18 protein-coding genes are annotated in these 25,212 nt (G+C 59.9%); 7 read left to right on the forward strand and 11 right to left on the reverse strand.

Annotation, left to right across the window (positions count from 1 at the left end):
- Positions 1-36 precede the first annotated feature (36 nt).
- Entirely contained in the window at positions 37-978 is a 942-nt protein-coding gene (locus ACVWZG_RS01885; RefSeq protein WP_414424613.1) for a hypothetical protein, read from the reverse strand.
- A gap of 307 nt (positions 979-1,285) precedes the next feature.
- On the opposite strand from ACVWZG_RS01885, the gene ACVWZG_RS01890 reads away from it, so the two are divergent.
- Positions 1,286-1,873 carry a hypothetical protein gene (locus tag ACVWZG_RS01890; RefSeq protein WP_414329849.1) on the forward strand — a complete coding sequence of 196 codons (588 nt, stop codon included), beginning with the start codon at positions 1,286-1,288 and terminating at the stop codon, positions 1,871-1,873.
- A 221-nt stretch (positions 1,874-2,094) separates the two neighbouring features.
- Here ACVWZG_RS01890 and ACVWZG_RS01895 read toward each other — a convergent pair whose 3' ends face one another.
- Positions 2,095-2,979, reverse strand: a complete 885-nt coding sequence (locus ACVWZG_RS01895; protein ID WP_457405413.1) for a hypothetical protein — start codon at positions 2,977-2,979, stop codon at positions 2,095-2,097.
- A 226-nt stretch (positions 2,980-3,205) separates the two neighbouring features.
- On the opposite strand from ACVWZG_RS01895, the gene ACVWZG_RS01900 reads away from it, so the two are divergent.
- Together ACVWZG_RS01900 and mnmA are read left to right on the forward strand one after the other, a co-directional pair.
- Positions 3,206-3,955: a HEAT repeat domain-containing protein gene (locus ACVWZG_RS01900; protein WP_414373963.1), complete on the forward strand. Its 750-nt coding sequence runs from the start codon at positions 3,206-3,208 to the stop codon at positions 3,953-3,955.
- A 102-nt stretch (positions 3,956-4,057) separates the two neighbouring features.
- Positions 4,058-5,164 carry a tRNA 2-thiouridine(34) synthase MnmA gene (gene mnmA / locus ACVWZG_RS01905; RefSeq protein ID WP_414416032.1) on the forward strand — a complete coding sequence of 369 codons (1,107 nt, stop codon included), beginning with the start codon at positions 4,058-4,060 and terminating at the stop codon, positions 5,162-5,164.
- A gap of 58 nt (positions 5,165-5,222) precedes the next feature.
- Here the strand turns inward: mnmA and ACVWZG_RS01910 are convergent, their stop codons facing one another.
- The 4 genes from ACVWZG_RS01910 to uvrA form a co-directional block, all read right to left on the reverse strand.
- Complete coding sequence (locus ACVWZG_RS01910; protein ID WP_457405415.1) at positions 5,223-5,930, reverse strand: glycerophosphoryl diester phosphodiesterase membrane domain-containing protein; 708 nt, start codon at positions 5,928-5,930, stop codon at positions 5,223-5,225.
- A gap of 65 nt (positions 5,931-5,995) precedes the next feature.
- Entirely contained in the window at positions 5,996-7,315 is a 1,320-nt protein-coding gene (locus ACVWZG_RS01915) for an FAD-dependent oxidoreductase (protein WP_457405417.1), read from the reverse strand.
- Positions 7,316-7,365: 50 nt separating this feature from the next.
- Entirely contained in the window at positions 7,366-9,594 is a 2,229-nt protein-coding gene (locus tag ACVWZG_RS01920; protein WP_457405420.1) for a WD40 repeat domain-containing serine/threonine-protein kinase, read from the reverse strand.
- Between the two features lie 130 nt (positions 9,595-9,724).
- Positions 9,725-12,628 carry an excinuclease ABC subunit UvrA gene (gene uvrA / locus ACVWZG_RS01925; protein WP_457405423.1) on the reverse strand — a complete coding sequence of 968 codons (2,904 nt, stop codon included), beginning with the start codon at positions 12,626-12,628 and terminating at the stop codon, positions 9,725-9,727.
- A 183-nt stretch (positions 12,629-12,811) separates the two neighbouring features.
- Between uvrA and ACVWZG_RS01930 the strand changes: the two genes are divergently transcribed.
- The 3 genes from ACVWZG_RS01930 to ACVWZG_RS01940 all read left to right on the forward strand — a co-directional run bounded on the left by ACVWZG_RS01930 (position 12,812) and on the right by ACVWZG_RS01940 (position 17,548).
- A complete protein-coding gene (locus tag ACVWZG_RS01930; protein WP_457405424.1) occupies positions 12,812-15,190 on the forward strand; it encodes a transglutaminase family protein in 2,379 nt (792 codons plus the stop codon).
- Between the two features lie 246 nt (positions 15,191-15,436).
- A complete protein-coding gene (locus ACVWZG_RS01935) occupies positions 15,437-16,786 on the forward strand; it encodes an alkaline phosphatase (protein ID WP_457392187.1) in 1,350 nt (449 codons plus the stop codon).
- Positions 16,787-17,122: 336 nt separating this feature from the next.
- Positions 17,123-17,548, forward strand: coding sequence for a MarR family winged helix-turn-helix transcriptional regulator (locus ACVWZG_RS01940; RefSeq protein ID WP_011432828.1), 426 nt, complete (start codon positions 17,123-17,125; stop codon positions 17,546-17,548).
- A 68-nt stretch (positions 17,549-17,616) separates the two neighbouring features.
- Here the strand turns inward: ACVWZG_RS01940 and ACVWZG_RS01945 are convergent, their stop codons facing one another.
- A complete protein-coding gene (locus tag ACVWZG_RS01945; protein WP_457392184.1) occupies positions 17,617-18,591 on the reverse strand; it encodes an ABC transporter permease in 975 nt (324 codons plus the stop codon).
- Positions 18,592-18,671: 80 nt separating this feature from the next.
- Entirely contained in the window at positions 18,672-18,974 is a 303-nt protein-coding gene (locus tag ACVWZG_RS01950; RefSeq protein WP_187147267.1) for a hypothetical protein, read from the reverse strand.
- 219 nt (positions 18,975-19,193) lie between these two features.
- Between ACVWZG_RS01950 and ACVWZG_RS01955 the strand changes: the two genes are divergently transcribed.
- A complete protein-coding gene (locus tag ACVWZG_RS01955) occupies positions 19,194-19,727 on the forward strand; it encodes a TM2 domain-containing protein (RefSeq protein WP_414342801.1) in 534 nt (177 codons plus the stop codon).
- Positions 19,728-19,745: 18 nt separating this feature from the next.
- On the opposite strand, the gene ACVWZG_RS01960 is transcribed toward ACVWZG_RS01955, so the two are convergent.
- The 3 genes from ACVWZG_RS01960 to mfd form a co-directional block, all read right to left on the reverse strand.
- Positions 19,746-20,528: an ABC transporter permease gene (locus ACVWZG_RS01960; RefSeq protein ID WP_457405425.1), complete on the reverse strand. Its 783-nt coding sequence runs from the start codon at positions 20,526-20,528 to the stop codon at positions 19,746-19,748.
- Positions 20,525-21,460: an ABC transporter ATP-binding protein gene (locus tag ACVWZG_RS01965; protein WP_011430592.1), complete on the reverse strand. Its 936-nt coding sequence runs from the start codon at positions 21,458-21,460 to the stop codon at positions 20,525-20,527. The genes ACVWZG_RS01960 and ACVWZG_RS01965 overlap by 4 nt, the downstream gene beginning before the upstream one ends.
- A gap of 103 nt (positions 21,461-21,563) precedes the next feature.
- Positions 21,564-25,037, reverse strand: a complete 3,474-nt coding sequence (gene mfd / locus ACVWZG_RS01970; protein ID WP_457405427.1) for a transcription-repair coupling factor — start codon at positions 25,035-25,037, stop codon at positions 21,564-21,566.
- Between the last annotated feature and the right edge of the window lie 175 nt (positions 25,038-25,212).

Below are 25,212 nucleotides of genomic sequence, written 5' to 3' on the forward strand. Positions count from 1 at the left end.
ATTGCGCCGAGTGAGGGGAATGGAGTGGCCTGCAAATCACCGCTTTCCGTCGGGATAGAGCCGGTTTAGACCCTTGCGAGCCTTAGCATGGACATCCAGGGTGGCATCCATTTTCAGGATCTGCCGGTAAACTTGCTCGGCACGAGCCACTTCCCCTTCCCGTTCCAACTTTTCTCCTAGCTTGAGCAAGTTTTGGGCTGAGAGATCTGCCCAAGGATTCTGTTCGGCTGTTGGCTCCTGCAGTTGCCGCAGCTCTTCTAGGCGCTCTTGCACCATCGGTCGTAACAGCCAAGAGTCATCCAGATCCAAAACCTCTCGGTAGTAGCGCTGGGCCTCTTTAAAGTTCTTTTGCTCGTCGTAGGCTTCCGCCAGTTGTAGCGCCAGTTCCGCTGTGGGCTGATCCTTAAACTGGCGATGCAGTTGGTTCAGTCGCCGCACAAAGGGGGATCCCTGCTGCGGGTTTTTCAAATCCGGGGCGTGCTGAACCGGCAGATAGTCGTCCCTCTCCGCCGATGGTTGAGGGGAAGGGGCAGGCTCTGCAGCTTGAGGTCGAAGGGGCGCTTGGCGGCTGATGCTTTTGGGATCGATGGGGGTGGGCTTGTAAACCCAAATTGGCTGATCCGGAGGAGATGCGGGTGGGGTTGGGCGTGGGATCGGCTGCGGCAAGGGAATGGTCTTGCGATCCGGCGGTTCAGGAGATGGCTGCTTCAGCTCCTCAAGGGTGCTGGGAGGTTTGGGGGCCTGAAATTGAATCGCTTTGGGAGTCTCCCTGCCCTCTTGGGCCAATTCTCGGTACAGAGCGGCCAATTGAAGGTAACCCGCCTCCTCGTAGGCAGTGGCCAGCCAACGGGCATTCTCTGGGCTGGGATCCGCACGATAAGCTCGCCGGAGCAACTGCAAAGCAGTGCCGTAGTTGCGCTCTCGAATGGCTGCCCGTCCCAAACTCGCTGAGCTGACCCCGATGGTATCGCTGGCCATAGTCCCCCATCTGTCTTGGCGCCGACAATAGAGCTAAGAGTCAAGGCTGAGCTGCTGATAATTCAGGTTTTCCAAGCCAGCCACGTGGGTTGACGCTTGCTTAATATAACTGGATTCCTTGGCCATAGCATACCCTCACCAGCCGGGATGTTATCTGCTCGGACAGCTCCCTCTTGTTGAGATCTCTCGCTTTATATCAATTCAATGTCGATATTGAGGGTGGGATTGGATTGAGATCTGGATGCCAAGTTAACTTTCGGGCTAGCTTGTAGTCAGAGCTTCAGCAGCAACAGGTTCTGACGCCAACATGATCCAAGACTTTCGAGAGCGGTACCCCATGGGCAGCTTGCTCACCGATCTGTTGCGGGTGGAAGAAGGGATCTACATCGTCAGAGCCCAGGTGGTGGTGAACAACACGGTTTTGGGCAGTGGCATGGCTGGCTCGAACACCGTCGAAGAGGCGGAAGATGCTGCCTTGAAGCGCGCCCTCCACCACGCAGGATTTGGTCGCCCCACTTCCTCTTTGAGTTTGGGCATGGATTCTGCTGCCGCCAGGGTGCCTTATCTGCCAACTCCTGAGTTGGCCAACGGACACGCTCAGTCTTCCCCTGCTTCTCCAGCCCCCGAGTCGATAGGGATCCCTGCAAAGCCAAGTTCCCCAGAGCTGCCCGGTCTAAGTGAGCCGGCGGCCTATGGGGATGACCTATCGGACATCATTGCCCAAACGGATGTGGAGATGCAGCGCATTGGCTGGGGCCGCAAGGAAGGACAAGAGTTTTTGGAACGTCGCTTTCAGAAGAAATCTCGCCACCAACTAAGCGACGCCGAGCTGCGGGAGTTTTTGCGTTATCTCAAACAGCAGCCCTCCCGCCTCAGCAGCGAACCCCGCTTTTGAAGTCTTCTCGGCCTTGCCGCCAAGATCTCGGGATCTGGAGATCTGGCAACTCCTATCTTCCAACTAGGGTTGTTCCGAGCCCGTTCAAGTAGCCTCTGACCCTTGCCCCCGGCCCCTCTGGAAGGGGGAGTTGGGAATCAAGCCAGCCAACTGTTTTACTGCTAGTTGGCTGCTACTTGGAATAAGCCCGTTCTACCGTCGGTGTCTTGCTGCTGCTGAAGCTAGGGCGCACCTACAATCACGCTGGTGTCTTCCATTTGCTTCACGACCGTTTCTCCCCCTTCCGAGAGCACAACCCGTCGCTCTGGCACCGATACTCCGGCCACCTTGGCGGTTTGGTAGTTTTGCCCGGCCTGCACCACAGCGGGAATGACACCTGGGCCAGAAACCAGAGCAAAGGACTCGCCGCCAATCTGTATCATCCCGGAAACCTGTACACTGCGGGCAAACGCAGCTGGGTCAGGGGTAGGCGTTGGGATCGGGGTAGCCACGGCTACAGGGGCGCCATTGCCGCTGCCAGGAGGGGGCAAAACCGGAGGTGGAGGCAGGGGCGGCAGGACAATCTGCGGTTCAGGAGCACGCACGTTTTGAGGCACAAAGGGATCCACACGGCCAGCCCCACTCAAGGCCCGCTGGGTTTCCTGCTCTCGATCCACTGGCGGGATCAGGCTAGAGGCAGCTTGGGTAGCCTGCAGAAGGGAGGGCACCGGCGGCGGGGGTTGATCGGGGGCGGTCTGGCCAAAGCCGGCAGGCAAGTTCACCGTTTGTTGCCGGGCGAGAGCTTGCATCTGGCTGGCTCCGCGGGCCAAGGTGGCGCTCATATCCTGTTCCCAAGTCCCTGCAGCATTCAGCCGCATGATCACAGGGCTGGTTCCCCCCCGAGACTCCACCCAAATTTCCGCTTCTGTGTCGCTCAATTGCCGCGAGCTGAGGATCCGGGATCCCGGAGGCAAGAGGGGCCGAAGCGCCAGTTCGGCCTCAGGAACAGCCTGTTCGTTGGCCAGAGCCGGGAACCAACGGGGGGCCAAAAACGCAACGCCCCCTGCCAACAGCAGGCCGGCTACAAGAAAGCAGGACAATGGGCGAGCAGGCAGCGATTTCAGCATAGAGACCACCGGGAGAGAGCCTCGTATCCTCTCCACCAAAATATCCAAAATCTTCGTGATGGGGCCAAGTCAACCTGCTTTTCTCGACAACAGTGCTAGGATTTGTCGATCGAAACAGTGGCACCATGTCCCCAGAGATCCCGACCGGGCCAGACAAAGACGGCCTCTGTCCAAGCGCAGCCTCGTTTGCCATACTGAAGAAAGATTGTAAATATTTGTTAACGCCATGACTGTCTCTGCTTTGGATCCCGCCAACCCCGCCCGTTTACAGGAGATCGCTCAACGCTTGCGCAGCCCGCGTTCTGCGGACCGGATGGTGGCCTTGGCCCAGTTGCGAGATGTGCCGGCAGAGCAGGCGGTGCCGCTGATTTTGCAGGTCATCGACGATGAGAACCTGCAGGTGCGCTCTTTTGCCGTCTTCGCCCTGGGGATCAAGCAAACGGACGCCTGTCTGCCCAAGTTGCTGGAAATCCTCACCCAAGACCCGGACTACGGCATTCGCGCCGACGCGGCAGGTGCCCTGGGCTATTTGGAAGATCCGCGGGCTTTTGAGGCCCTGGTGCGCGCCTTTTACGAAGATGTGGAGTGGCTGGTGCGCTTCAGCGCGGCGGTGGCCTTGGGGAACTTGAAGGATCCGCGGGCTTACGAGGTGCTTCTGCGAGCCTTGGATGGGCCGGAGGTGTTGCTGCAGCAAGCGGCCATTGCGGCTTTGGGGGAATTGGGGGATCTGCGGGCGTTGGATCGGATTCTGGAGTTTGCCCAATCGGAAGATTGGCTGGTGCGGCAGCGGCTGGCCCAGGCCTTGGGCAATTTGCCCTCTCCCAAGAGCGTTTCTGCCCTCAACTACTTGGCCAGGGATCCCCACGATAGCGTTGTGGCGGCTGCTTTGGATTCGCTGCGGCGCTTGCGGCAAAGGGGCATCTCAGAAACCACCCCTGAGAAGGGATCCGGGCCAGCCAATTCTGAGGAAGGCTAAAGTAAAGATCCCGGCTCAGCTTGTTCCGGGTTCCCCAATCCCCAGAGAGAGGCCTCCTCTGTTTCCGGCTGAGCCTTTCTTTTCCTAGGATCCCTTGTCTCAATGGTTATCAGCCCCCACTCATCGGTTTCACCTGTTGCATCCCCGTCGCGGCCCCGCATTGTGGCGGCCCTTTCTGGGGGTGTGGATAGCTCTACGGTGGCGGCCCTTTTGCAGGAACAGGGCTACGCCGTGGAGGGGGTCACCCTCTGGCTCATGAGGGGGAAGGGGCAGTGCTGTACCGAAGGCTTGGTGGATGCGGCAGCTGTTTGTGAGCAGCTGGGGATCCCGCACCATGTGGTGGATAGCCGCGAGCTGTTCCAGGCCAACATTGTCGATTACCTGGTAGCCGGCTACGCGGAGGGCATTACTCCCCTGCCCTGCTCCCAATGCAACAAGCTGGTGAAATTCGGCCCGTTGCTGGCCTATGCCCGCGAAAAGCTGGGCATCTCCCAGATGGCCACTGGCCACTACGCACGGGTGCGCTTTAACGCCGGGCTAGGACGTTACCAACTCCTGCGGGCGGTAGATCGGCAGAAGGATCAGTCCTATTTTCTCTACGACCTCAGCCAAGAGCACCTAGCCCATAGCCTCTTCCCCTTGGGCGAGTACACCAAGGCCCAAACCCGTCAGTTGGCTGCCCGCTACGGGCTGGTTACAGCCGACAAGCCCGAAAGCCAGGATCTCTGCTTGATTGAAACCTATGGCTCGATGCGGAGCTTTTTGGATCAGTACCTTGGGCAAAGGCCAGGGGAAATCGTCGATACCCAGGGGCGAGTGCTGGGATCCCATGAGGGCATCCACCACTACACGGTGGGCCAGCGCAAGGGGTTGGGGATTGCCTCTTCCCGTCCGCTTTACGTGGTGCGCATCGATGCGGCCATGAACCGCGTTGTCGTGGGGGAACGGGAGGAGGCTACCCAGGCTGAAGCGTGGGTAAGCCAAGTCAACTGGGTCTCTATCCCGGCGCCGACGGCATCCTTGGCTGTTGAGGTTCAGGTGCGCTACCGTACCCCCCCAGTGCCCGCCATGGTGATCCCGGAATCGCCAGAGCGGGTAAAGCTGCAGTTTGCCGAGCCGCAGTTTGGGGTCACTCCTGGCCAAGCCGCCGTCTGGTACCACGGGGATCTCCTGCTGGGGGGAGGGATCCTGGAGCGCCCTTCTCCCTAGGCCAACTGCAACTTCCCTCTCGCCAGGGGGGAAGGATTGGGGGTGAGGGCAAGCCAAACTACGCTGCTTGCGCTTGCAGCTGCTGCAGGGATCGGAACAGGAGCACTGTATAGATATCGAGGATAGGCGCAACTGCCGTGGCGGCAGCATTCCCAACCACAGCCGCACCTAGGGTATCTCCCAGGATCCCCCCAACAAAAAACGAAATCAGGATCGCGATGCCGAAGATCAAGGCCACAGCCAGAAATGCCCAAAACACCCCCCACCAACGGCCCCTGACGAGGTTCCAACTGTAGCCCAACCCTTCTGTGGCCCCTTTGTCTTCCAGGGCAATCGCGTAGAGCGTGAAAGCCAGCCTTATCCCCCAGTAGATGCCGGGAAGTACAAGCAGCAGCATCCCCAGCGAGACAATCAGCACCAGCAGGATGCTGCCGAATACCAGAGGCACTGCCCTAGAGACAGCCCGAGCCAGGCTGTTGCCCAGCGGGGGAGTTCGCTGCTTCAAGTGCTGATCCACCAACCAGAAGGCTGCCCCGGCCAGGATGGGCGCACCAATCAGGCCATAGGCCAAGTTGAGGATCCCCCCGGCAAGCGGGATCAGCTCCGCGACGATGGGAATGATAAAGCCAGGAGAGGCCAGGATCAGCAGCGGCCCATAGATGGGGCCCGCCATCTCGAATGACCGCTGCAGGAGCGGGATGGGGCTGAGGGTAGCGTTTTGCATGACAGAGGGATCCTCGTGGGCGACCAAGTTCACCCCCTTCATACCACGGGATCCCAGCTTTGTTGCTGGGAATAGGCTTAAGAAAGTCTGTATTGCCTTGTACAGATTTACGCCGATTTTTGGAGAATCCACGCCGCTGCCTGTTCGCCGCTGCGCAGGGATCCCTCGAGGCTGCTCTGGTGGGTGTATTCCCCGGCCCAAAGGAGGCCCGGCAGGCCGCTAAAGGTGGGAACCAGATGCTGCTGAAAGCCGGGGGGTTGTACAAACTGGGCAAAAGGGATCCGGTACACCCGCAGCAGGCGCAGTTGCTCCAAGGGGGCTTTATCGCTACGCGACGCTGCCGCGACGGGGAAGTAAGTTTGCAGCTCGGCCCGGCAGGCTTGGGCCAGTTCCTCGTCACCTAAGGGGGGATCCCCTAGCACCACCACCGAATACAGGTGTTGGCCAGGAGGAGCCAGCGCCGGGCTGATGCGGGTAAGTTGGACCCAATGGTTGATCCAGCCCTGGCCGGTGGCGTTGAGGTACAAGTAGGCGCCGCGGCTGAGGGAAAAGGGGGCGCAGAAGTAGAGACAGGTCACCGCTCGCCCCTGGGTGGGAATGGGGGTGGGGGCTTGAGGGCACAGCTCCGCCTGCCAGGCCCGTGCCTGAGGGGCATCAGTAGCACAAACTACCCACTCGGCAGGGATCTCTTCACCCTTGGCGGTGCGGATCCCGCGCACTTTCCCATCTTCTGCCAGAATGCGCTCCACCTGGGTTTGGTAGCGGATCTGTTCGGGGGACAGGTGACCGGCCAGTTGTCGGGCCAGCTCTCCCATGCCCAAGGCCGGGGTGACGATGGAGCCCTCAGCCATCATCTTGAAATAAAAGGCAAAGAGGCGGGCGCTACTGCCCAGATCCGGATCTAGAAGGATCCCGCGGAAAAAGGGGTAGAAAAAGTGCTGGCAGATCTGTTGGGAAAAGCCGTACTGCTCCAGAAACTCCCGCAGCGAGCAATCGGATCCCCCTAGCCCTTCTTGAAAAACCTGCTCCGGGCTGCGGCGCGCCAGCTCGGATCGCAATTGCAGCACCTTGAGCTTGTCCCCAAAGCTGGCCAAGGGGTTGAGCAAAGAGGGGAGAAGGCTGGACAGATCCCGTAGGGGATCCCCCAACAGCCAGCAGCGACCGGGTTGAGCCAAAATAGCGCCGGGCCGGTAGGGACGGGGATCGAGCTTGCCCAGATCCAAATGCTGTCGCACTTTGGGATAGGCGGTGAACAGCACCTGAAAACCGCGATCCAGGCGAAAGCCATCCACCTTGTCGGTACGCACCCGCCCCCCAGGGCCGTCGCTTTTTTCCAGAACCAGGACATCCCTCCACCCCGCCTGGCTCAGCACTTTGGCGCAAGCCAAGCCGGCCAGCCCCGCCCCAATGATGACAACTTTGCCCATGCTCTGCCGGGATCCCTTCTTCGTCGAGTATTTTATCTGCTTGGATCCCACTAGGGCTGAGCTGGGTCGGCTGGCCCCCAAATGCGAATTGAGCCATCGGCGCCACCACTGAGAAGGGTCTGCCCATATCGCTGCGCGACGCTTCCGCGACCGGGGCCAAACAGCAAGACGCTCACCATCCAAGTCTGGCCGCCCAGGGTGCGCAACTGTTCTCCGCTGCGCAGATCCCAGAGCTTGATCTGGTGAGCGCGGTAATCGGTGCCGCTGGCGAGCAAGCGGCCATCAGGGCTGAGGGCAAGGGCGGCCAAGCCGGACAAAGTCTGGGGCAAGGTGCGCTCCAAGGATCCCGTGCCCAAGTTCCAGACCAAGATGCCACCGGTACTGCCAGCGAGCAAATAGCGGCCATCTGGGCTCAGAAGCACCTGCTCGATGGGGTAGTCGGCCTTTAGGGTTTCCAGCAAGGCCCCGCTGCCAGGATCCCAAAGGTGAACGGTGGGATCTCCATTGGCGGCCACCAAGATCCAAGGGGGGATCCCTTCAGATTGGTGGGAAGTATTCATACGGGTAGGTCTTGGGCCAAAGGCCACTGCTGTAATGCCAGCCCTCTGAGGGGTCTCCTGGGCGGCGGCAGCAGTGTGAGGCGATAGGGTGCGGATCAACTGGCCGTTGTCGGCCTGCCAAAGGCGGATGGTGCGGTCGGCGCTGCCACTGGCAATCCAACGACCATCGGGGCTAATGGCGACGCTGTTGATCAGCTCCGTGTGTCCCTGCAACTGCAACCGTGGCACCCCATCCCCCGGCGGGAGAGCCGGAAAATCCCAGACGCGCACTGTTTTGTCGGCCCCCCCACTGACCAGAAAAGTGCCATCCGGGCTGATGGCCAACGCTTCGATGGATCCCTTGTGGCCTGCTAAGGTTTGGAGAAGTTCACCAGCCTGGGGATCCCAAAGCCGGATCACGCCGTCGTCTCCCCCGGCAGCAAGGAGATTTCCATCCGGGCTGATGGCCAGAGCAGTGACGGCGACAGGGCCTTCCAGCGTAGCCTTGAGCTGCAAAGACTTGGCCCAGTCTGCCGGGTCGTTATCGCTACGCGACGCTTCCGCGACCGTGACGGCGGTGGGAACGGAGGCATGAGAACCGTTCTCGCGAGTAGGACGGAGTCCCAGGCCGTTGCGCTTTGCCGGGCCAGAGGATCCCGTTCTCGTGAGGGGGACAGAATCCTTGGGCTCCCCCCGCAGGCCAAGGTTCGCCCTCATCTGCCATACCCCTGCCACCGTCAACGCCAGCAAAGCCGCCAAGCTGCCTCCTGCCCAAACCGGTGGGATCCGGGGACGCGCCCGCAGCGATACCGGAGAACGCGGTGGGGTGGTTGGCTCCTGTAAGGGCTCGGCGGCGACAGGGCTGGGCTGGGACAGGAGTTCGGCGGCAGGGGGGCTCTCGGCGGGGGGCAAAGCCTGCAAAGCGGCCAGAGCTGCTGTTGCTGAAGGAAAGCACTGTTGTGGGTTGCAGCTCACCAAACGATCCAGAAAAGCAGCAAAAGGAGCGCTAGTAGAGGCCAGATCGTGCCAGCGCAACTCCCCCGTCAACGGGTCGCGAAACAGCTTCTGGGGCGGGATCCCGCAGAGGGCCTGCAGGGCAATCAGCCCAAGAGCATAGAGGTCGCTGCAATGCCTGGGGCCATAGGGGTTCCCGAAGCCAGAGCCGGAAAAAGCCAGACCCTGTTCCTCACCCCCCCACTTCAACAACACCCATCGGCCATCCGCCTGACGGTAGATCAAGCGAGAGGGCTGCAGGTTGCAGCAGCTCACCCCTTCCCCATTCAGGAAGGCCAAGGTTTGCAGCACATCCTGCAACAAGGCTCGTACCTCAGCCTCTGTCCAGTCGTGCCCCCAATGGCAGTGCATTTGGCGGGACGGAGTCGTTAGCTGGCCCCTCTCGGTTGCGTTACCTAGCAATAGAGCTTGTTCCAGGGTGGGCCCTTCAACCCATTCTTCCACCCAATAAAACTCCCCCTCTTGCTCAAAGCAGGCCAACAGGCGGGGGATACCCTCGTGGGATCCCAAGTGTTCCCGCAGGGCCGCTTCTTGTTGAAAGAGATGCCGCAGCGAGGCGGAGTCCTCACCCCGTTCGCGGTGCAGAGCACTTTGGCCGGGCTGCCAGCGCCTGATCACCACCCGAAGCCGCTCAGGGTGATGGCCATCTTGTGCCAAGTAGGTCTGTCCGCTGGATCCCAGTGCTCCTAGGATCCGATAGCGGCCACCCAGGGTCTGCCCTACCATGGGGAAAGTACGAACCTTTGCTTTCCGACCCATCATGCCATAGCGACGTGAGACTCAGGCTAACCGTTCGCGGTGCGGAGCACTTTGGGCCGCTTTCGGTCAACTTTCTCCCTGCAGCAGGCTGAGTTGCTCAGCGACCTGGGGGATGTTGTTGCAAAACCTGCTTCAAATAGCGCCCTGTATGGGATCCGGGGTGCTCAGCCACCTGTTCTGGAGTGCCAACGGCGATGATCTGGCCGCCGCGGTCGCCGCCCTCTGGCCCCAAGTCAATAATCCAATCAGCACAGCGGAGAATGTCCAGGTTGTGCTCGATCACCAGCACGGTGTTGCCTGTATCCACCAGCCGTTGCAGGACGTTCAAGAGTTTGTGGACATCGTAAAAGGACAAGCCGGTGGAAGGCTCATCCAACAGATAGAGGGTTTTGCCGGTGGAGCGGCGGGCCAGTTCTGCGGCCAACTTGACCCGTTGCGCTTCCCCACCGGAGAGGGTCGGGGCTGGCTGGCCCAGCTTGATGTAATCGAGGCCCACATCGGCCAGAGTCTGCAGGATCTTGGCGGCAGGAGGCAGGGCAGCGAAAAACTCCAGCGCCTCCCCCACCGTCATATCCAGGACTTCGGCGATGTTCTTGCCCTTGTACCTGACCTGCAGGGTTTCGCGGCTGTAACGGCTGCCCCCGCAGACTTCGCAGGTGACGTACACATCGGGCAGGAAGTTCATTTCAATCACGTTCACCCCCTGCCCTTTGCAGGCTTCACAGCGCCCCCCCTTGACATTGAAGGAAAAGTGGCCGGATGGGTAGCCTCTGGCCTTGGCATCCAAGGTTTGGGCAAAGGTTTGGCGGATGGGATCAAACAAACCCGTGTAGGTGGCAGGGTTGGAGCGGGGGGTACGGCCAATGGGAGATTGGTCGATGACGATCACCTTGTCGATGTGTTCGATGCCCTCAAGTTCTCCCATCTCCGCGGGTTGGGGCACCTTGTGTCCAAGATGGTGCTGCAGGGCAGGGTAGAGCAATTCGTTGACCAAGGTGGATTTGCCGGAGCCGGAGACGCCTGTAACACAGACCAACTTGCCCAGAGGGATCTCCACATCGATGTGCTTGAGGTTGTTTTTGTGGGCATTGGTGAGCCTGAGGGAAACCGCTTTGCCGGCCCGCCGCTGCGCAGGGGTAGGGATCCGCAGCCGCCCCGAAAGATAAGCTCCGGTGATGGAGCGCTCGCAGGCCATGATGTCCGCCAGGGATCCCTGGGCCACCACTTCCCCCCCGTGGATGCCGGCCCCAGGGCCGATATCGACGATGTGGTCGGCGGCACGGATGGTTTCTTCGTCGTGTTCCACCACGATCAGGGTGTTGCCCAGATCTCGCAGGCGAAACAGGGTTTGCAACAGGCGCTCGTTGTCCCGCTGGTGGAGGCCAATCGAGGGTTCGTCCAACACGTAGAGCACCCCCGTCAAGCCGGAGCCCATCTGGCTGGCCAGCCGGATCCGCTGCGCCTCGCCCCCGGAGAGGGTCATGGCCGGGCGGGCCAGCGTTAGGTAGTCCAGGCCCACATCCACCAAAAACTGCAGCCGGGTTTTGATCTCCCGCAGCACCAGCTCGCCGATCTGCACTTGTCGCGGGGTAAGTTTCAACTGCTCCAGGCGGCGCAGGCAGTCGCGGATGGAGATCTCGGTGAGATCGGTAATGCGGTAGCCGCCGATGCGCACGGCCAGAGCTTCCGGCTTGAGACGGGATCCCCCACAGGCGGAACAGGGACGGTAGGTGAGGTAGGCTTCCAGCTTTTGCCGATAGATTTCGGAAGTGGTTTCCTGGTAGTGCCGCTGCAATTGGGGAATCACCCCCTCATAGCGGCGATAGTACCCCCGGCCTCGGTACTGAGATTCTACCTCGGCGATGTAGACCTCCTGGTCGGCGCCGTAGAGGATGATCTGCTGTTGCTGGGGGGTGAGATCACACCAGCGGCTGCTGAGGTCAAAGCCAAAAGCCTTGGCGGCTCCCGCCAACAAAGCCAGATAGTAGGGGTTCTCCCGCTCTGCCCAAGGGGCGATGGCCGCGTACAAGGGGAGCTTGGGATCGGGCACGATCCGCTCGGGGTCGAAGATGGGCTCAAAACCCAGCCCGTGGCAGACAGGACAGGCCCCAATCGGCGAGTTGAAGGAAAACAGGCGCGGCGACAGCTCGCCCATCACCGAACCGTGCTCCGGGCAGGCAAATTGCTCAGAAAAAATCAGCTCCGTTGGCTTGCTGTTCAGGTATTGCCCCGCCGACTCGGCCACCTTTTGCAGCAGCTGTTCTCGCTCCTCTTCCCGCGGCAGCAGCTCCACCACCGCAATTCCTCCCGACTGGCGCAGGCAGGTTGCCAGAGAATCGGCCAGTCGCTCCGCTATGTCGGGGCTCTTGACCAGCCGATCCACCACAACCTCAAGGGTGTGGGTTTTGTTTTTGGCTAACTCGATCTCCTCGCTCAGATCCCGCACCTGGCCGTCGATGCGCACGCGCACAAACCCTTGCTGGCGCAAGCTTTGCAACAGGTTGGCATGGGTGCCCTTTTTCCCCTTCACCACCGGCGAGAGCAACTGAAACCGCGTCCGATCCGGCAGGGCCAGGATCTGATCCACAATTTGATCCACCGTCTGGGGGGCGATCACCCGGTTGCAATGGGGGCAGTGCGGGATCCCAGCTCTTCCGTACAGAAGCCGCAGGTAGTCGTAGATTTCGGTAACGGTGCCAACCGTCGAGCGGGGGTTGTGGCTGGTGGACTTTTGATCGATGGAGATGGCCGGACTCAGCCCTTCGATGCGATCCACATCCGGCTTGTCCAGTTGCCCCAAAAACTGCCGCGCATAGGCACTGAGGGATTCCACATAGCGCCGCTGCCCTTCGGCAAAAATGGTGTCAAAGGCCAAAGAAGATTTGCCAGAGCCGGAGACGCCGGTGAACACCACCAGGCGATCGCGCGGGATCCGCAGCTCGACATTCTTGAGGTTGTGCTGCCGCGCCCCCACCACGTGAATTTCGTTTTGGCTGGACATCTCACCACCTTTTCGCGCAGCGTGTCACAGGTATCCCGTCGAGACCGGCGAGTAACAAAATCTTAACGATTCTTAGCTAACGATTCTAATGCCCTTCGCTTTGTCCAAAAGGGGATCCCAGGGAGGGCAAACCGGTAGCAAAAAAGACTTGGCTATGCTGGAAAGGATTGAATCCCAAGGGCCATGACCTGGACACTGCCATCCGTTCAAAAGGTGTTTGTTTACCTGTTGGTGGGGATCGCCTTCACAGCCCTTTGTCTGGGGGATCAGGCTCTGTCGCCACCGGTCATTGCCGTTTGCTTGGCCGCAGGGGCCTGCAGTTGGTTTTGGGAGCCGCCAAGGATTGCTTTTGCCCGCTATGCCCCCCTGTGGATGCCCCTGACGGTGGCGGTGTTGCTCAGCCTGCTGGCTTTGGTTATCTTTGGGATCCTTCCCTTTTCCGATGGGGCCATTGGCTTGGTGCTTTACCTAACGGGGGCCAAGCTGTTTCAGCGGGAACGGGCAGCCGATCACATCCAGTTGGCGGTGCTGTCTCTGCTGCTGATGGCCATTGCCACCCTGTTCAACGAAGACATCAGCTTTGGGCTGCTGTTTTTGCTGTACGTGGGGGTAGGGCTAATCAACCTCACCCTTTACCACCTGCGCCTGCAAGCAGAGCAGCACCCGCAGGCAGCCAGCCAAACCCGTGGCATCGACCTCAACTTCTTGGGCTTTCTCGGATCCCTGGCCTTGCTGGCGGTGATCCTGTCGGTGGCTTTGTTCTTCCTGTTCCCGCGAGTTAGTTTAGGAATCCTGGGCCGCCAGGCCCGCTCCCCGGTGATGACCACCGGCTTTGCCGAGGAAGTCAGCCTGGGAGCATTCGGCACCCTCAAAACCGATAACACCGTTGTCATGCGGGTGGAATTTCCGGCAGGGGTGCCGCCCCGTGTGGAGTCCCTCTACTGGCGCGGGATCAGCTTCGATCGCTACGATGGACGGGCCTGGTCGCGAACGCTAGACCGCTTCATCCCCATTTTCCCCAACGCAGCAGGGGTATTTGATCTCTCTGCCTCCAGCTTGATCCCCACTGCTCCCGACCTGCTGCTTCTCCCCTTGGAGCAGCTTATCTATCTGGAGCCGCTGGTCACCAACACCGTTTTTGGGGTGGCCCCGCTGGTGGAGATGGAATGGCTGGAGCGGGGCGGAGCAGCGACGGTGCAACAAGCTTGGCAACGGCAGAATCGCCGCCTCATCCTGAGCGAGACCGGAGATGTTGGCCATTCTCTGCCTCGGCAGGTGCCCCATCTTTACCGCGCCCGGAGCCGGATCTCAAGGGAGTTAAGCCCGCGCTTGCGCCGGCTGAGCCACGCAGAGCTGTTCAGTGCTCTCGACCCAGTCCAACAGGCAGCCTATCTGCAGTTGCCAGCAGACCTGGATCCGCGCATTCCCGCCTTGGCTGAAGACGTTACCGCTGGGATCCCCGATGTCTTTGGCAAGGTGACGGCTTTGCAGAACTACCTGCTGGAGAACTACGCCTATACCACCGATCTGCCGGATCCCGGCCCTGAACCGCCTTTGGAAGCCTTTCTGTTCACCCATCGGCGGGGCCACTGCGAATATTTCGCCACAGCCCTGACGATACTGGCCCGCAGCATTGGCATCCCGGCCCGGATGGTGAATGGCTTTTTGGGCGGGCGCTGGGTGGCGCAGGAAAATTATCTGGCAGTACGCAATGCCGACGCCCATTCCTGGACGGAGATCCCCTTTGGCCCCTACGGGTGGATCATTTTCGATGCCACACCGGCAGAGGCCAATGTCAGCCGGCGGGAAACCTGGTGGGATCCCCTTCAAGATTTCTACGACAGCTTGCGCTTCCGCTGGTTTAAGTACGTCATCCAGTACGACCTATCCACCCAGCAGCAGATCTGGCGGCAGATTCAGGAGATGGCCAGCGCTGTAGCCGCCTCTCCGGATCGAGAGGATGCCGGTGCTGGCTTCCGTTGCAGCCTGGTTGCCTTGGGGCAAACGTTGCAGCAGAATGGCCTGCCGGTGTTGGGGGTGGTTTTGATCACCGGATCCATGGCCTATTGGGGTCGCCGCCGCCGCTATCGGGCTTTGCGCTGGCAGGATGGGGGGTGGATTCTGTTGGCCACTGCCGGCAATGGGGTTTTGCTGGGATCCCTGTGGCAGCCTCCGCCCCCCTGGCCCACCTGGATGGTTGGCCTCTTGCTACCGAGTCTGGCCTTTGCTGGGATGCGCTGGATCCCGGCGGCTCTACCCAAGTCGCAGCAGCGCCGCCAGCTTATCTCAAGGCTTTATCTGCAACTGCGGGATCTGGCGACGGCGGTGGGGATCCCGGAGCACTTGGGGCCAGCGCAACGGGTTGAGCACCTGCGCCACTCCGATTTGCCACAAGCCCAGTTGGCCATCCGGTTCTTGGAGCGCTACATGGAGGTGCGCTTCGGTGGGATCCCGTTGGAGGCGGGCGAATTGCAGCGCTGGCAGCAGCAACTCAGACAGCTTAGGCAAGCATGGCAGCCACTGGCCAAAAACCCCGCCATCACCTCCAGAAGAGCCACTTGACGAGAGGGACGGCTGCGCCTTAGAACAGGTACCCCAAAAGCCCTGCGAGAAGCCTTGACAGTTATGAGACAGTTAAGAGATAGTTAACGTTAGTTATAGACCCCGTAAGCTGCACTGTCAGACGGGGAAATCGCTCAGTGGCGCACTCGCTTCAGGCACGTTTCGCGCTGCTGCATTGCTATGCCCTTGCAAACTCATCTGAAGCTGTGTTACGTTTTTAACGTTCAGCTTCGAACGAGCAAGGGCGTGTTAGCTATGCGTAGCTACTCTTTGAGGGCGGCTTTGGCTGCAACTTTGTGTCTGCTGTCCTCGTCAGTTTTTTCCTCTAGTGTGGCTCAAGCGGCGCCTAAGCCAACCGGCAACGGTGCAATCTTCTTTCACCCAGATGGAACCTCAGCTTCCCACTGGGACATCACGCGCATTCTCTACTACGGCCCCGATGGCTTTCTGAACTGGGATCGTCTTCCCGTGATTACCACCTATCGCGGGCACCATTTCGACCAGCTTGGGGGAACTTCCAACGCCGGAGCGGTGACCCATGCCACAGGAACTCGTGTCCACGCCAAGAGCTTTGGGTTGGATCCGGACGGCAAAGAGTACCCCTCTGCCAACGGCACCCTGAACACGATCATGGAAGAGGCTGTGGCGGCAGGCTTGGGTACGGCTCTGGTGCAAACGGGATCCATCATTGAGCCGGGGACGGCTGCCTTCGTTGCCAAAGCTGCCAAGCGCAGCGACTATGAGGAGATTGCCCTGCAGGTGGTGGAGTCAGGGGTAGACATCATCCTCGGCGCTGGCGAGGAATGGCTGCTGCCGGAAGGTGTCCAGGGCCGCTTTGGCAAAGGGAAGCGCAAGGATGGCCGCAACCTGATTGAGGAGGCCAAGAAAAAGGGGTACGCCGTTGTCTACACCCGCGACGAGCTGCTCAAGCTGCCGGCAGATGTCTCCAAGGTTTTGGGGGTGTTCAACGTCGAGGACACCTTCTACGACAAGCCTGAAGAAGAGTTGCGGAAAGAAAACTTGCCCAACTACATCGCCAGCGCCCCCACCATTGCCGAGATGACCGAATTTGCCCTGGCGCGGATCTCCCGCAATCCTAAGGGCTTCTTCGCCGTCATCGAAGAAGAGGGCACTGATAACATGTGCAACAACCTCAATGCCTCTGGCTGCCTGGAGGCCATGAAGCGGGCCGACGATGCCATCGGGGTGATTCTCAACTTTATCGAGAAGAATCCCAAGACCTTCATGATCACCACCAGCGACAGCAACGCCGGCGGGATGCAGTTGGTGGATGTCGAGTCCGCCGAGGAGCCGCTGCCCCCTACTGACCCCGAAGGCAGTGGTGCCCCCATTGACGGAGTTGACGGCACCGGTAGCAAGCCGTTCATTTCCGCTCCCGACAAAAATGGCAAGCGCTTTCCCTTTGCCGTGGCTTGGGCTAGCGGAGATGACGTCGGCAGTGGAGTCATTGCTCGCGCTGCGGGCCTGAACGCTCGAGAGCTAGTGCCGGTCACTGGAATCCTGAACACAGACATCTACCGCATTCTCTACTTCGTGCTCTTCGGGGAGCGCATCCCCAGCGAGCTGAAGCCCTAGTGTCTGCTGTGGTCACCTGCCTTGGGCGGGTGTTTGCCCCACAAGCTCTGTCCGTCACGGGGGATCCATCCAGTGGATCCCCTTTTTTTATGAGAACCACATAACGGCGAAGGGGCTAGCTCAGCAAAGCAGATAGACGTAGTTCATTTTGCGTTAGAACTGTACTACAGTGGGCTATCATGGAGCCGAGACTGTCCTTTGGGTTTGAGTTTGTTCCACCAACGCGAACTGCGATCTTCAACCATGCCCACTCCCGCTGACTCCTCTCCATCCCCCCTTCTCCAAAGCGACGAGGTTCTCAAGCCTGAGGACTCTGTTCCGCTGAGGGGGACGGTATTGGCGGCCCGTGAGCCTTTTTTGGGGCTGTTGCGGGATCTGGCGCGGGCCTACCAAGCTTTTGAAAATTACGCCGGGGTTCACATTCGGCAAATGGGGCTGACGGCCCCCCAATTCGATGTGTTGGTTACCCTTGGCAATACCCCTGGGATGACCATGAATGTCTTGGCCCAAAAAACGCTGGTGACCAAAGGGACACTGACCGGCATTGTGGATCGCCTGGAACAAAAAGGGCTGGTGCGCCGGGAAGTGCCCCCGGAAAACCGACGCTGCTTTAAGGTCGTGCTGACAGAAGCGGGGGAAAAACTGTTTGAGGAAATTTTCCCGGCCCACGTCGCCTACTTGAAAGAGCGCTTCCAAAAGCTGGATCCCTCGGAGATGGCGCAGATCCAGGCTTGCCTTAAAAAACTGCAGGCTATTTTCTAGCGCTTTCAGATTCCCCTCTCCGATCTGGCTGATCAGCGACCCCCAAGCCGCAGTGCCGGAAGCAACCTCTAGCCCGGTTCAAACGGCTGCCCCAGAGCTGCCGGCGGCGTGGCCTTCACCGCCTGCTGGATCCAGCGCCGCAGCCGAGGTGGGATCCCGCGCAAGCAGCACTCCCACCATTCCCCAGAAGTGAGCACCAACACCAAAATCATCAACACAAAGGGGGCCACCGTGAAAACTTGGGTGGGCACGGCGCGGATGGTAGTCTGGGCAACCCCAGCGAAGGACTGCAAAATGCCGAACAGGTAGGCCCCCAGGGCTACCCGCAAGGGGTTCCAGCCACCGAAGATGACGATGGCCAAGGCAATCCAGCCATACCCTGCTGTATGTCGGTGGCTCCAGCCGGCCTTGAAATCCAGAGAAAAGGCAGCCCCCGCCAAGCCCAATAGGGATCCCCCCACAAGGGTGTAAACATAGCGCCAGAAAATGACATCGGTGCCGCGGGCAAAAGCCGCCGCCGGCTGTTCTCCCATAGCCCGCAACATCAGGCCAGGCTGAGTGCGATACAAAAAGAACCAAGTTCCCCCGATGAGCGCGTAGCTGGCGTACAGCAACAGATCCCCTTGGAACAGGAGTGGCCCCAGCAGCGGCACCTCTCTCAGGAAGGGGATGGGCAGGCTGGGCACCGTTGGCCCTGGGATCCGCACGAACGGATTGCCCAAAAAGGAAGACAAATCCGCCCCCAATAGGGTCAAGACGAAACCAATGGCAATTTGGGATCCCTTCAGGGTCAGCGAGCCAAAGGCCACGATCCCAGCAAACAGCGCTCCCACCGCGGCGGCAGCCAAAAAGCCCAATACCAAGCTTCCCGTCAGCTTGGCCACGGCGAACCCAACCATGGCCGCCAGCATGATCGTCCCCTCTGCGGAGAGGTTGATCACCCCTGCCCGCTCGGTAATGGTTTCCCCCACACAGGCGAAGACCACCGGTGTGGCGGTGGCAATGGCAGTGGAGAGAATAGCAATCAGTTGGGCAGCGGTCATTATGAGCCTGTCGAGAACTCGGGTTGGGTTAACGCATTTGCAGTTGCTGCGGGAATGCGCCTGTCGATCTGGTCATCGCCTCACCCCAACACCCAGAGCATGAAAGCCACCCCTAGGGTGACGGCACCAAACAGAGCATAGCTGATCCGGCGCAGCGGCCTCAGTTGCAGGGCATGCAGATCCTTAAGCCAGCCCAGCCCCAAGGATTCGACAAAGCGATCCAGCACCGCCTGCATAGGGTAGGCGTAAACCGATCCTTGCTCCTTAAAGTTCACCAGCACAACCAGCAGTGTAGCGTAGCCCCAGAGGAGGCCCCAGAGCACAGCGCTCAACCCGATTAAAATTGGCTCAAACATCGACTTTCCCTTGCCTTCTATAGGCATGTCCACTGCTTGCGTGAGCGGGAGACGGAGTTCTTTGAGCCTGGGGGACTTGGATCTCATTATTCCGGTTGTTTTCCCGTTGAGGCTGCCCTCCCTCAGACAAGAGCGTAGAAGGGATCCCAGCTTGCTTGCAGAGATCACGCCGGTTCTCTTCTGCCCGTCCAGACCAGAAGATGACAAACTGGAAGTACCCGCTCGGAGTTATCTCGTCAAATCCCCATGAGTTCTCGCTACCTGCTGCCCCCCGCTGAACCCAAGTCTGTCGGTACTGCCTATATCCTCTGGGCGTTGGGCATCTTCGGGATCTGTGGCGTCCATCGCTTCTACCTGGGCAAGACTGGAACAGGCATCCTCTGGCTGTTCACCTTTGGCCTGCTGGGCTTTGGCCAGTTAATTGACCTGTTTTTGATCCCAGGCATGGTGGAGAACTACAACTTCAAGCTGGCCGTCCTGCAGGGATCCCGACCCTCCCCATCCCCAGCTTCCTCAAAAACCACCTCAGCACCTCCTCAGCCCCTCAAAGGTCAAGCTCTGATGCGGGAGATCCTGCGGCTAGCCCAACAGCGGCAAGGGATCCTCACCCTTGCGGAGATAGCTATCGACTTACCTGCCGACTTTGACGAAATTGAAAAGGCGCTGCAAGAGCTGAGCCGGCGGAGCATGGCTTTCCCCGAAAACAACCCGGTCACTGGAGCGGTAGAATACCACTTCCCTCACCTGCTGCACCGCTCCCCCGACCAACGTTCGCTCTAGATGCCCTCCTGCAGACCTCTACTGGGATCCCAGGATCCCTTGACGTTTGGCTAGCCGCATTGCCCAGCGAAAGGCCAGCAGACCCAGGCCGAAGTAGAAAATGCCGCTGGCTAGAGCCATGATCAGCCGCACGGGATCCAAGCCCGCCTCCCGCACCATCACGTCTCGCAGCAGCCCAGCCCCCGCCGTCATGGGCAGACTTTGCCCTAGCCACCTCAGGGATCCCGGCCATTCTTCCGTGGGAGCAGCCAACAGGAAAAGCAGGCCGAATTGGCTGATGATCAAAAGCTGCTGAATTCGCTTCCAAATTAGAGCAGCGGATCCCAGCAAAAACGAAAAACCGTAGGCCCCCAGCACCACGCTCACCAAAGGCAACACCAGAGCAGGGGGAAACCGCAACCGGCTGCCCGTCAGCAATAAGATGACGCCCAGAATGACGACGACAATGGAAAAGCGCAACACCAAGCTGGCACAAGCCCGTGCCAAGAAGAGAGTGGCTGCCGAAAATGGCGAGAGCAACACCTGCTCCAAGGTGCCTGTCTGGGCTTCCACCTGCAGGTTGAGGGCAATGTCGTTGACCACAAAAATGACCAGCGTCCAGAGCACATAGCCAATCACCACCGCATCCAGCCGTTGTCCAAACTGCGAGGCCGGCCCCGCCACATACTGAGCGCCGGCAAAGAGGGCATAGAAGAAAAAAGTGGTGATCAGGATCCCGCCCAGGGCTTCTGCCGGATAGCGGATGTACTGGATCCAGGCCCGCTTCAGCTCGGCCCAAAATAGGTACAGCAGTGGCCTCATCCCTGCTCCCTTCTCCTTTTCAACAGCTTGAGGAAAATGTGGGTGAGATCCGCTTCCTCGCGCTTGATCCTGAGCAAGGGCAAGGGCTTGAGGATCTCCAGCACCTGATACAAAGTCTCCGAGGAGCCGCTGAAGCGCAGCTGATGGGATCCCAGGATCTCCACCCCTTGCTGGGCCAGGCGTTCCGCCCGGCTGGGATCCAGCTTCTGCTCCAACTCAATCCGGTAAGAGCCGGCGGCGCCGGCAAACTGCCGGATCATCTCCTGCGTGGGAGCTTGGGCAATAATTATCCCCCGCTCGATCACAGCCACTTGGTCTGAGAGCGCCTCGGCTATATCCAGTTGGTGGGTGGTGAGGAGAATGGCCCGACCTGAAGCGGCAATTTGGCGGATCAAGGATTTCACCGCTTGGGCGGCTTCTACATCCAACCCCAAGGTAGGCTCATCCAGCAACAGCAGAGCCGGCTGGTGCAGAAGGGCAACAGCAATGGCCACCTTCTGCTGCATACCCCGCGAAAGGGTTTGCACGGCAACATCCCGCTTCTCCCCCAGGCCAAAGGTCTCCAGCAGCTCTGCCCCCCGTTGGCGAGCCGTTCTGGGGGATAACCCCCGCAGCACGCCAAAGTACTCCAGGTTTTGCAAGGGGGTAAGCCGCCAGTAGAGGTTGCGATTGCCTTCCAGCACCGCTCCCACCTGGGCCAGCGCACCCGGATCGGCGTGGGGATCCCGCCCCAGGATGCGCACGCTGCCGGCATCGGGCTGGATCAGCCCGGCGATCATCTTGATGGTGGTGGTCTTGCCGGCCCCGTTGGGCCCCAGAAAAGCCAGGATCTCCCCTGCCGCAATCGCCAGGGAGACATCCACCACTGCCCGAACCTCCTTGCCCCCCTGCCGGTAGGTTTTCTGAAGGTGGTGGGCTTCTAGAACCTTCATGGGGCAAACACGAGGCAAAAGGGAGTGCAAAAGTTCCACCCGAGAAGGGCCGGCCATCCATCCCAGTTTCTCACGGCAGAGCCCAGCCCCCCCGCAGCCAGGACTAGGTGGCTGTTGGGATCCGGGCTTCCATCAGGGCCAAGCTCATTTTGTCCAGCCACTGCAAAAGGTTCTCCAGTTGCTGGGCCGCAGGCACCATTCCCAGGCCCCGCACCGTCACCTTGCCCGGCTGATAGACAAAGCGAGACTGCAAATGGGCCGGCAGGGCTTCCTTGAGGCGGTTCCAGGCCGGCTCCTCCATGGGGGTTTCCAAAAGCACATGCTCCTTGGCCGGCCTAATGCGGGAAAAGCCCAGCGTGCGGGCCAAAATCTTCAGCTCCATCACCCGCAGCAGCTCCTGGGTGGGCTTGGGCAAGGGGCCAAAGCGATCCTGCCATTCCTGGGCAATTTGCAACAGTTCGACCCGAGAGCCGGCAGCCGCCAATTGGCGATAGGCCTGCATCTTTTGATCTTCGTCAGGGATATAGCTCTGCGGGATCATGGCCGTTATATTGAGGTCAATTTGCGTGTCTTCCACCTGCGGGATCTCTTGGCCGCGAATTTCTCGAATCGCCTCTTGCAACATCTCCAAGTAGAGATCAAAGCCCACCGCGTTGAGTTGTCCGGATTGCTGAGTTCCCAAGAGGTTGCCAATGCCGCGAATTTCCATGTCCCGCAGCGCCAACTGATAGCCGGATCCCAGTTGGGTAAATTCCTGAATGGCCTGCAGGCGCTTGCGGGCCTCTTCGGTGAGGATGCCATCTTCTCGGTAGAACAGCCAAGCATGAGCTTGGATCCCGGCCCGGCCCACCCGTCCTCGCAATTGGTAAAGCTGAGCCAGACCAAACTCCTGGGCATTTTCGATCAAAATAGTGTTGACACGGGGAATATCTAAACCGGATTCAATAATGGTGGTGCAGACCAAGATATCGATTTCTCCGTTGTTAAAAGCCAGCATGGTCGCTTCCAGCTCCCCTTCCGGCATCTGCCCATGGGCAATGGCAATGCGGGCACCGGGCACCCATTCCCGCAATTTGGCACTGGTTTCTTCGATGCCTTCAATGCGGTTGACGACATAGAAGACTTGACCGCCGCGATCCAACTCTTGGCGGATAGCCGTGCGGATGACTTCGGGGTTGTAGGGAGAAAGGTGAGTTTTGATAGGCCGGCGGGAAGGAGGCGGAGTTTGGATCAAGCTCATTTCCCGCAAACCCGACAAGGCCATATACAGAGTGCGGGGAATAGGGGTGGCGGTGAGGGTGAGTACATCCACCTGGGTTTTGAGAAGTTTGATTTTCTCTTTTTGGTTGACGCCAAAGCGCTGCTCTTCGTCAATAACCAAAAGGCCTAAATCCCGAAATTGCACATCCTTGCCCAAAAGCTGGTGGGTGCCCACCACAACATCCAGTTCGCCACTCTTGAGACGGGATAGGATTTCTTTTTTCTCCTCCGAGGTGCGGAAGCGGTTGAGCAAGCCCACTTGAATAGGATAGGGAGCAAAGCGCTCTTTGAGGGTGTGGTAGTGCTGCTGGGTAAGAATGGTGGTTGGCGCCAGGAGAGCTACTTGCTTGCCGGCGGTTACGGCTTTGAAAATGGCACGGATTGCCACCTCTGTTTTGCCAAAGCCCACGTCCCCACACAGCAGCCGATCCATAGGGCGTGGAGATTCCATATCCCGCTTGATCTCCTGGACAGCTCGGAGTTGATCCGGCGTCAGGGGATAGGGGAAAGAATCTTCCAGCTCCTGTTGCCAAGGAGAATCGGGCGGGAAGGCATAGCCCTCCTGTTCGGCGCGTTTGGCATAGAGCTGCAGCAGGTCAAAGGCCACTTTTCGCAGGCTCTTTTTCACCTTCTGTTTGGTCTTTTCCCAGGTGCTGCCGGACATCTTGTGCAGGGCAGGTGGTCCATCCCCGCTGGCGCGGTAGCGGGAAAGGGAGTTGACCTGGTCGGCAGCCACCCGCAACAGGCCATCGCTGTATTGAATGACCAGGTATTCTCGGGTTTCGCCCCCAATGGTGAGGCTTTCTAAGCGCAGAAACTGGCCAATGCCATGGGCCTTGTGAACGACAAAATCCCCTGGCTTGAGCAGGTTGGGATCCACCTGGCGAGAGCTGGCCTGGCGGCGCTTGCGCACATAAGTAGGGGTGGCCAGGCTGTGTTGGCCGAAAAACTCGCGGTCGGTGAGCACCACCCACCCCAGCGTGGGCAGGAGAAACCCCTCCAGATCTGCCAAGCCGGAGTACTTCAGGGCCACCGGCGTGTAGGACTGGAGCTGGCGCTCGATGGCCGGGAAGTCTTTGGGATTGGGCACGTACTGGGCGGGGCAGTCGTGTTCCTGCAGCAGAGCTACGGTGCGGGAGGGCTGGGCAGAGAGGATCCACACCTGCAACTGCTGCTTGCGGTACTCGCGCAGGGTTTTGGCCAGGGATCCAAACTGGTGGGGGATGGTAGGAACGGGCCGGCTTTTCAGGTCGATGGCGGCGGATTCGGCGGGGTCGGAGCTGGCAAAGGCGCGGGCCAACAGGCGGGGGAAGGGATCCCAGTCGGGAGCCTTGAGATCAAAGGGGCGGTGGAAAGGCACCAGAGCTGGCTCGCTGGCCCGGGCCAGCTGCCACTGCTCCTGGGCGTGGCTTAGCCACTGCCGGCTGTGGGCTTGGCACTGCTCCGGCTCGTCGATCAGGATCAAAGCCTCGGGATCCAGATAGCTCAGCAGGTTGGCTGGCGGATCGTAGAGCAGGCCGAGAAAACGGCGCAAGCCCTCCGGAGGAGACGGCGACTGCTCCAACTGCTGCCGTAGGCCCTGGGAGAGCTGATCGGCTTTTTCCTGCAGAGCGGGCCAGAGGATAGGCCCATAGCCGGTGGGAGTAAGCCAAACGTGGGGGATCCCATCTTGGGAGCGCTGGCTCACCGGGTCGAACTCCCGCAGTCGCTCCAGCTCGTTGCCAAACCACTCTAGGCGCACCGGCCATTCGCAGGCCACCGGGAAAACGTCGAGAATATCGCCTCTCTGGCTCCACTCCCCTTCGCTTTCCACCAGACTCACCCGCTGGTAGCCCAGACGGGTCAACTGCTGCCCCAACTGCTGCGGCGACATCTCCAGGCCGGGTTCCAGCTGGAGACAAAAGGCCCGCAACACCTCTGGGGGAGGGAGGTGGGGTTGGAGGGCCCGCTCTGTCGCCACAATGGCCATGCCCTTCTTCCCCTGGAGGCAATCGGCCAGCACCTGAAACTGGCCCCACACCAGCTCCGGTTCCAGGTCAAAAGGTTCGTAGGGGGAAGCCTCTGAAGTAGGGTAGAGCTGCACACTCTCCCAGCCCATGCCCTCCAATTGCGCTGTCCACCGGCCCGCCTCCTCCAAGGTGGCGGTGACCACCAGCAGAGATCTTCCCTCCTGCTGGGCCAAAGCCGAGGCGATCAACCCCTTGGCAATCCGCCCTGCCCCCTGCAGATTTGCCCGTCGCTGCAATCTCAAGCAGGCGGCCAGCTCTTGAATCAAGCCGGACTGGCCTAGAAAGCGCACCAGCGGAATAAACGACATCTTCCACCCCACTCTGCAAACTGGGATCCCAATTCTGGCAAGCTCCAGGGACGATCAGCAGCCGTCTGCCGCCACTGTAGACCGGCAGTCGTCTCTTGCCGGGAAGCGCTCCTGGATCTATACAACAAGACAACAGTTTTGTTGTTTAAAGACGAAAAAGACCAAAATCCTATAC

Source organism: Thermostichus sp. OS-CIW-33, assembly GCF_054059615.1.

Excerpts from the sequence above, each read along its gene's own strand:
- ACVWZG_RS01885 (WP_414424613.1), bottom strand. The coding sequence starts at position 978 with ATGGCCAGCGATACCATCGGGGTCAGCTCAGCGAGTTTGGGACGGGCA.
- ACVWZG_RS01890 (WP_414329849.1), top strand. The coding sequence starts at position 1,286 with ATGATCCAAGACTTTCGAGAGCGGTACCCCATGGGCAGCTTGCTCACC.
- ACVWZG_RS01895 (WP_457405413.1), bottom strand. The coding sequence starts at position 2,979 with ATGCTGAAATCGCTGCCTGCTCGCCCATTGTCCTGCTTTCTTGTAGCC.
- ACVWZG_RS01900 (WP_414373963.1), top strand. The coding sequence starts at position 3,206 with ATGACTGTCTCTGCTTTGGATCCCGCCAACCCCGCCCGTTTACAGGAG.
- mnmA (WP_414416032.1), top strand. The coding sequence starts at position 4,058 with ATGGTTATCAGCCCCCACTCATCGGTTTCACCTGTTGCATCCCCGTCG.
- ACVWZG_RS01910 (WP_457405415.1), bottom strand. The coding sequence starts at position 5,930 with ATGAAGGGGGTGAACTTGGTCGCCCACGAGGATCCCTCTGTCATGCAA.
- ACVWZG_RS01915 (WP_457405417.1), bottom strand. The coding sequence starts at position 7,315 with ATGGGCAAAGTTGTCATCATTGGGGCGGGGCTGGCCGGCTTGGCTTGC.
- ACVWZG_RS01920 (WP_457405420.1), bottom strand. The coding sequence starts at position 9,594 with ATGGTAGGGCAGACCCTGGGTGGCCGCTATCGGATCCTAGGAGCACTG.
- uvrA (WP_457405423.1), bottom strand. The coding sequence starts at position 12,628 with ATGTCCAGCCAAAACGAAATTCACGTGGTGGGGGCGCGGCAGCACAAC.
- ACVWZG_RS01930 (WP_457405424.1), top strand. The coding sequence starts at position 12,812 with ATGACCTGGACACTGCCATCCGTTCAAAAGGTGTTTGTTTACCTGTTG.
- ACVWZG_RS01945 (WP_457392184.1), bottom strand. The coding sequence starts at position 18,591 with ATGACCGCTGCCCAACTGATTGCTATTCTCTCCACTGCCATTGCCACC.
- ACVWZG_RS01950 (WP_187147267.1), bottom strand. The coding sequence starts at position 18,974 with ATGCCTATAGAAGGCAAGGGAAAGTCGATGTTTGAGCCAATTTTAATC.
- ACVWZG_RS01955 (WP_414342801.1), top strand. The coding sequence starts at position 19,194 with ATGAGTTCTCGCTACCTGCTGCCCCCCGCTGAACCCAAGTCTGTCGGT.
- ACVWZG_RS01960 (WP_457405425.1), bottom strand. The coding sequence starts at position 20,528 with ATGAGGCCACTGCTGTACCTATTTTGGGCCGAGCTGAAGCGGGCCTGG.
- ACVWZG_RS01965 (WP_011430592.1), bottom strand. The coding sequence starts at position 21,460 with ATGAAGGTTCTAGAAGCCCACCACCTTCAGAAAACCTACCGGCAGGGG.
- mfd (WP_457405427.1), bottom strand. The coding sequence starts at position 25,037 with ATGTCGTTTATTCCGCTGGTGCGCTTTCTAGGCCAGTCCGGCTTGATT.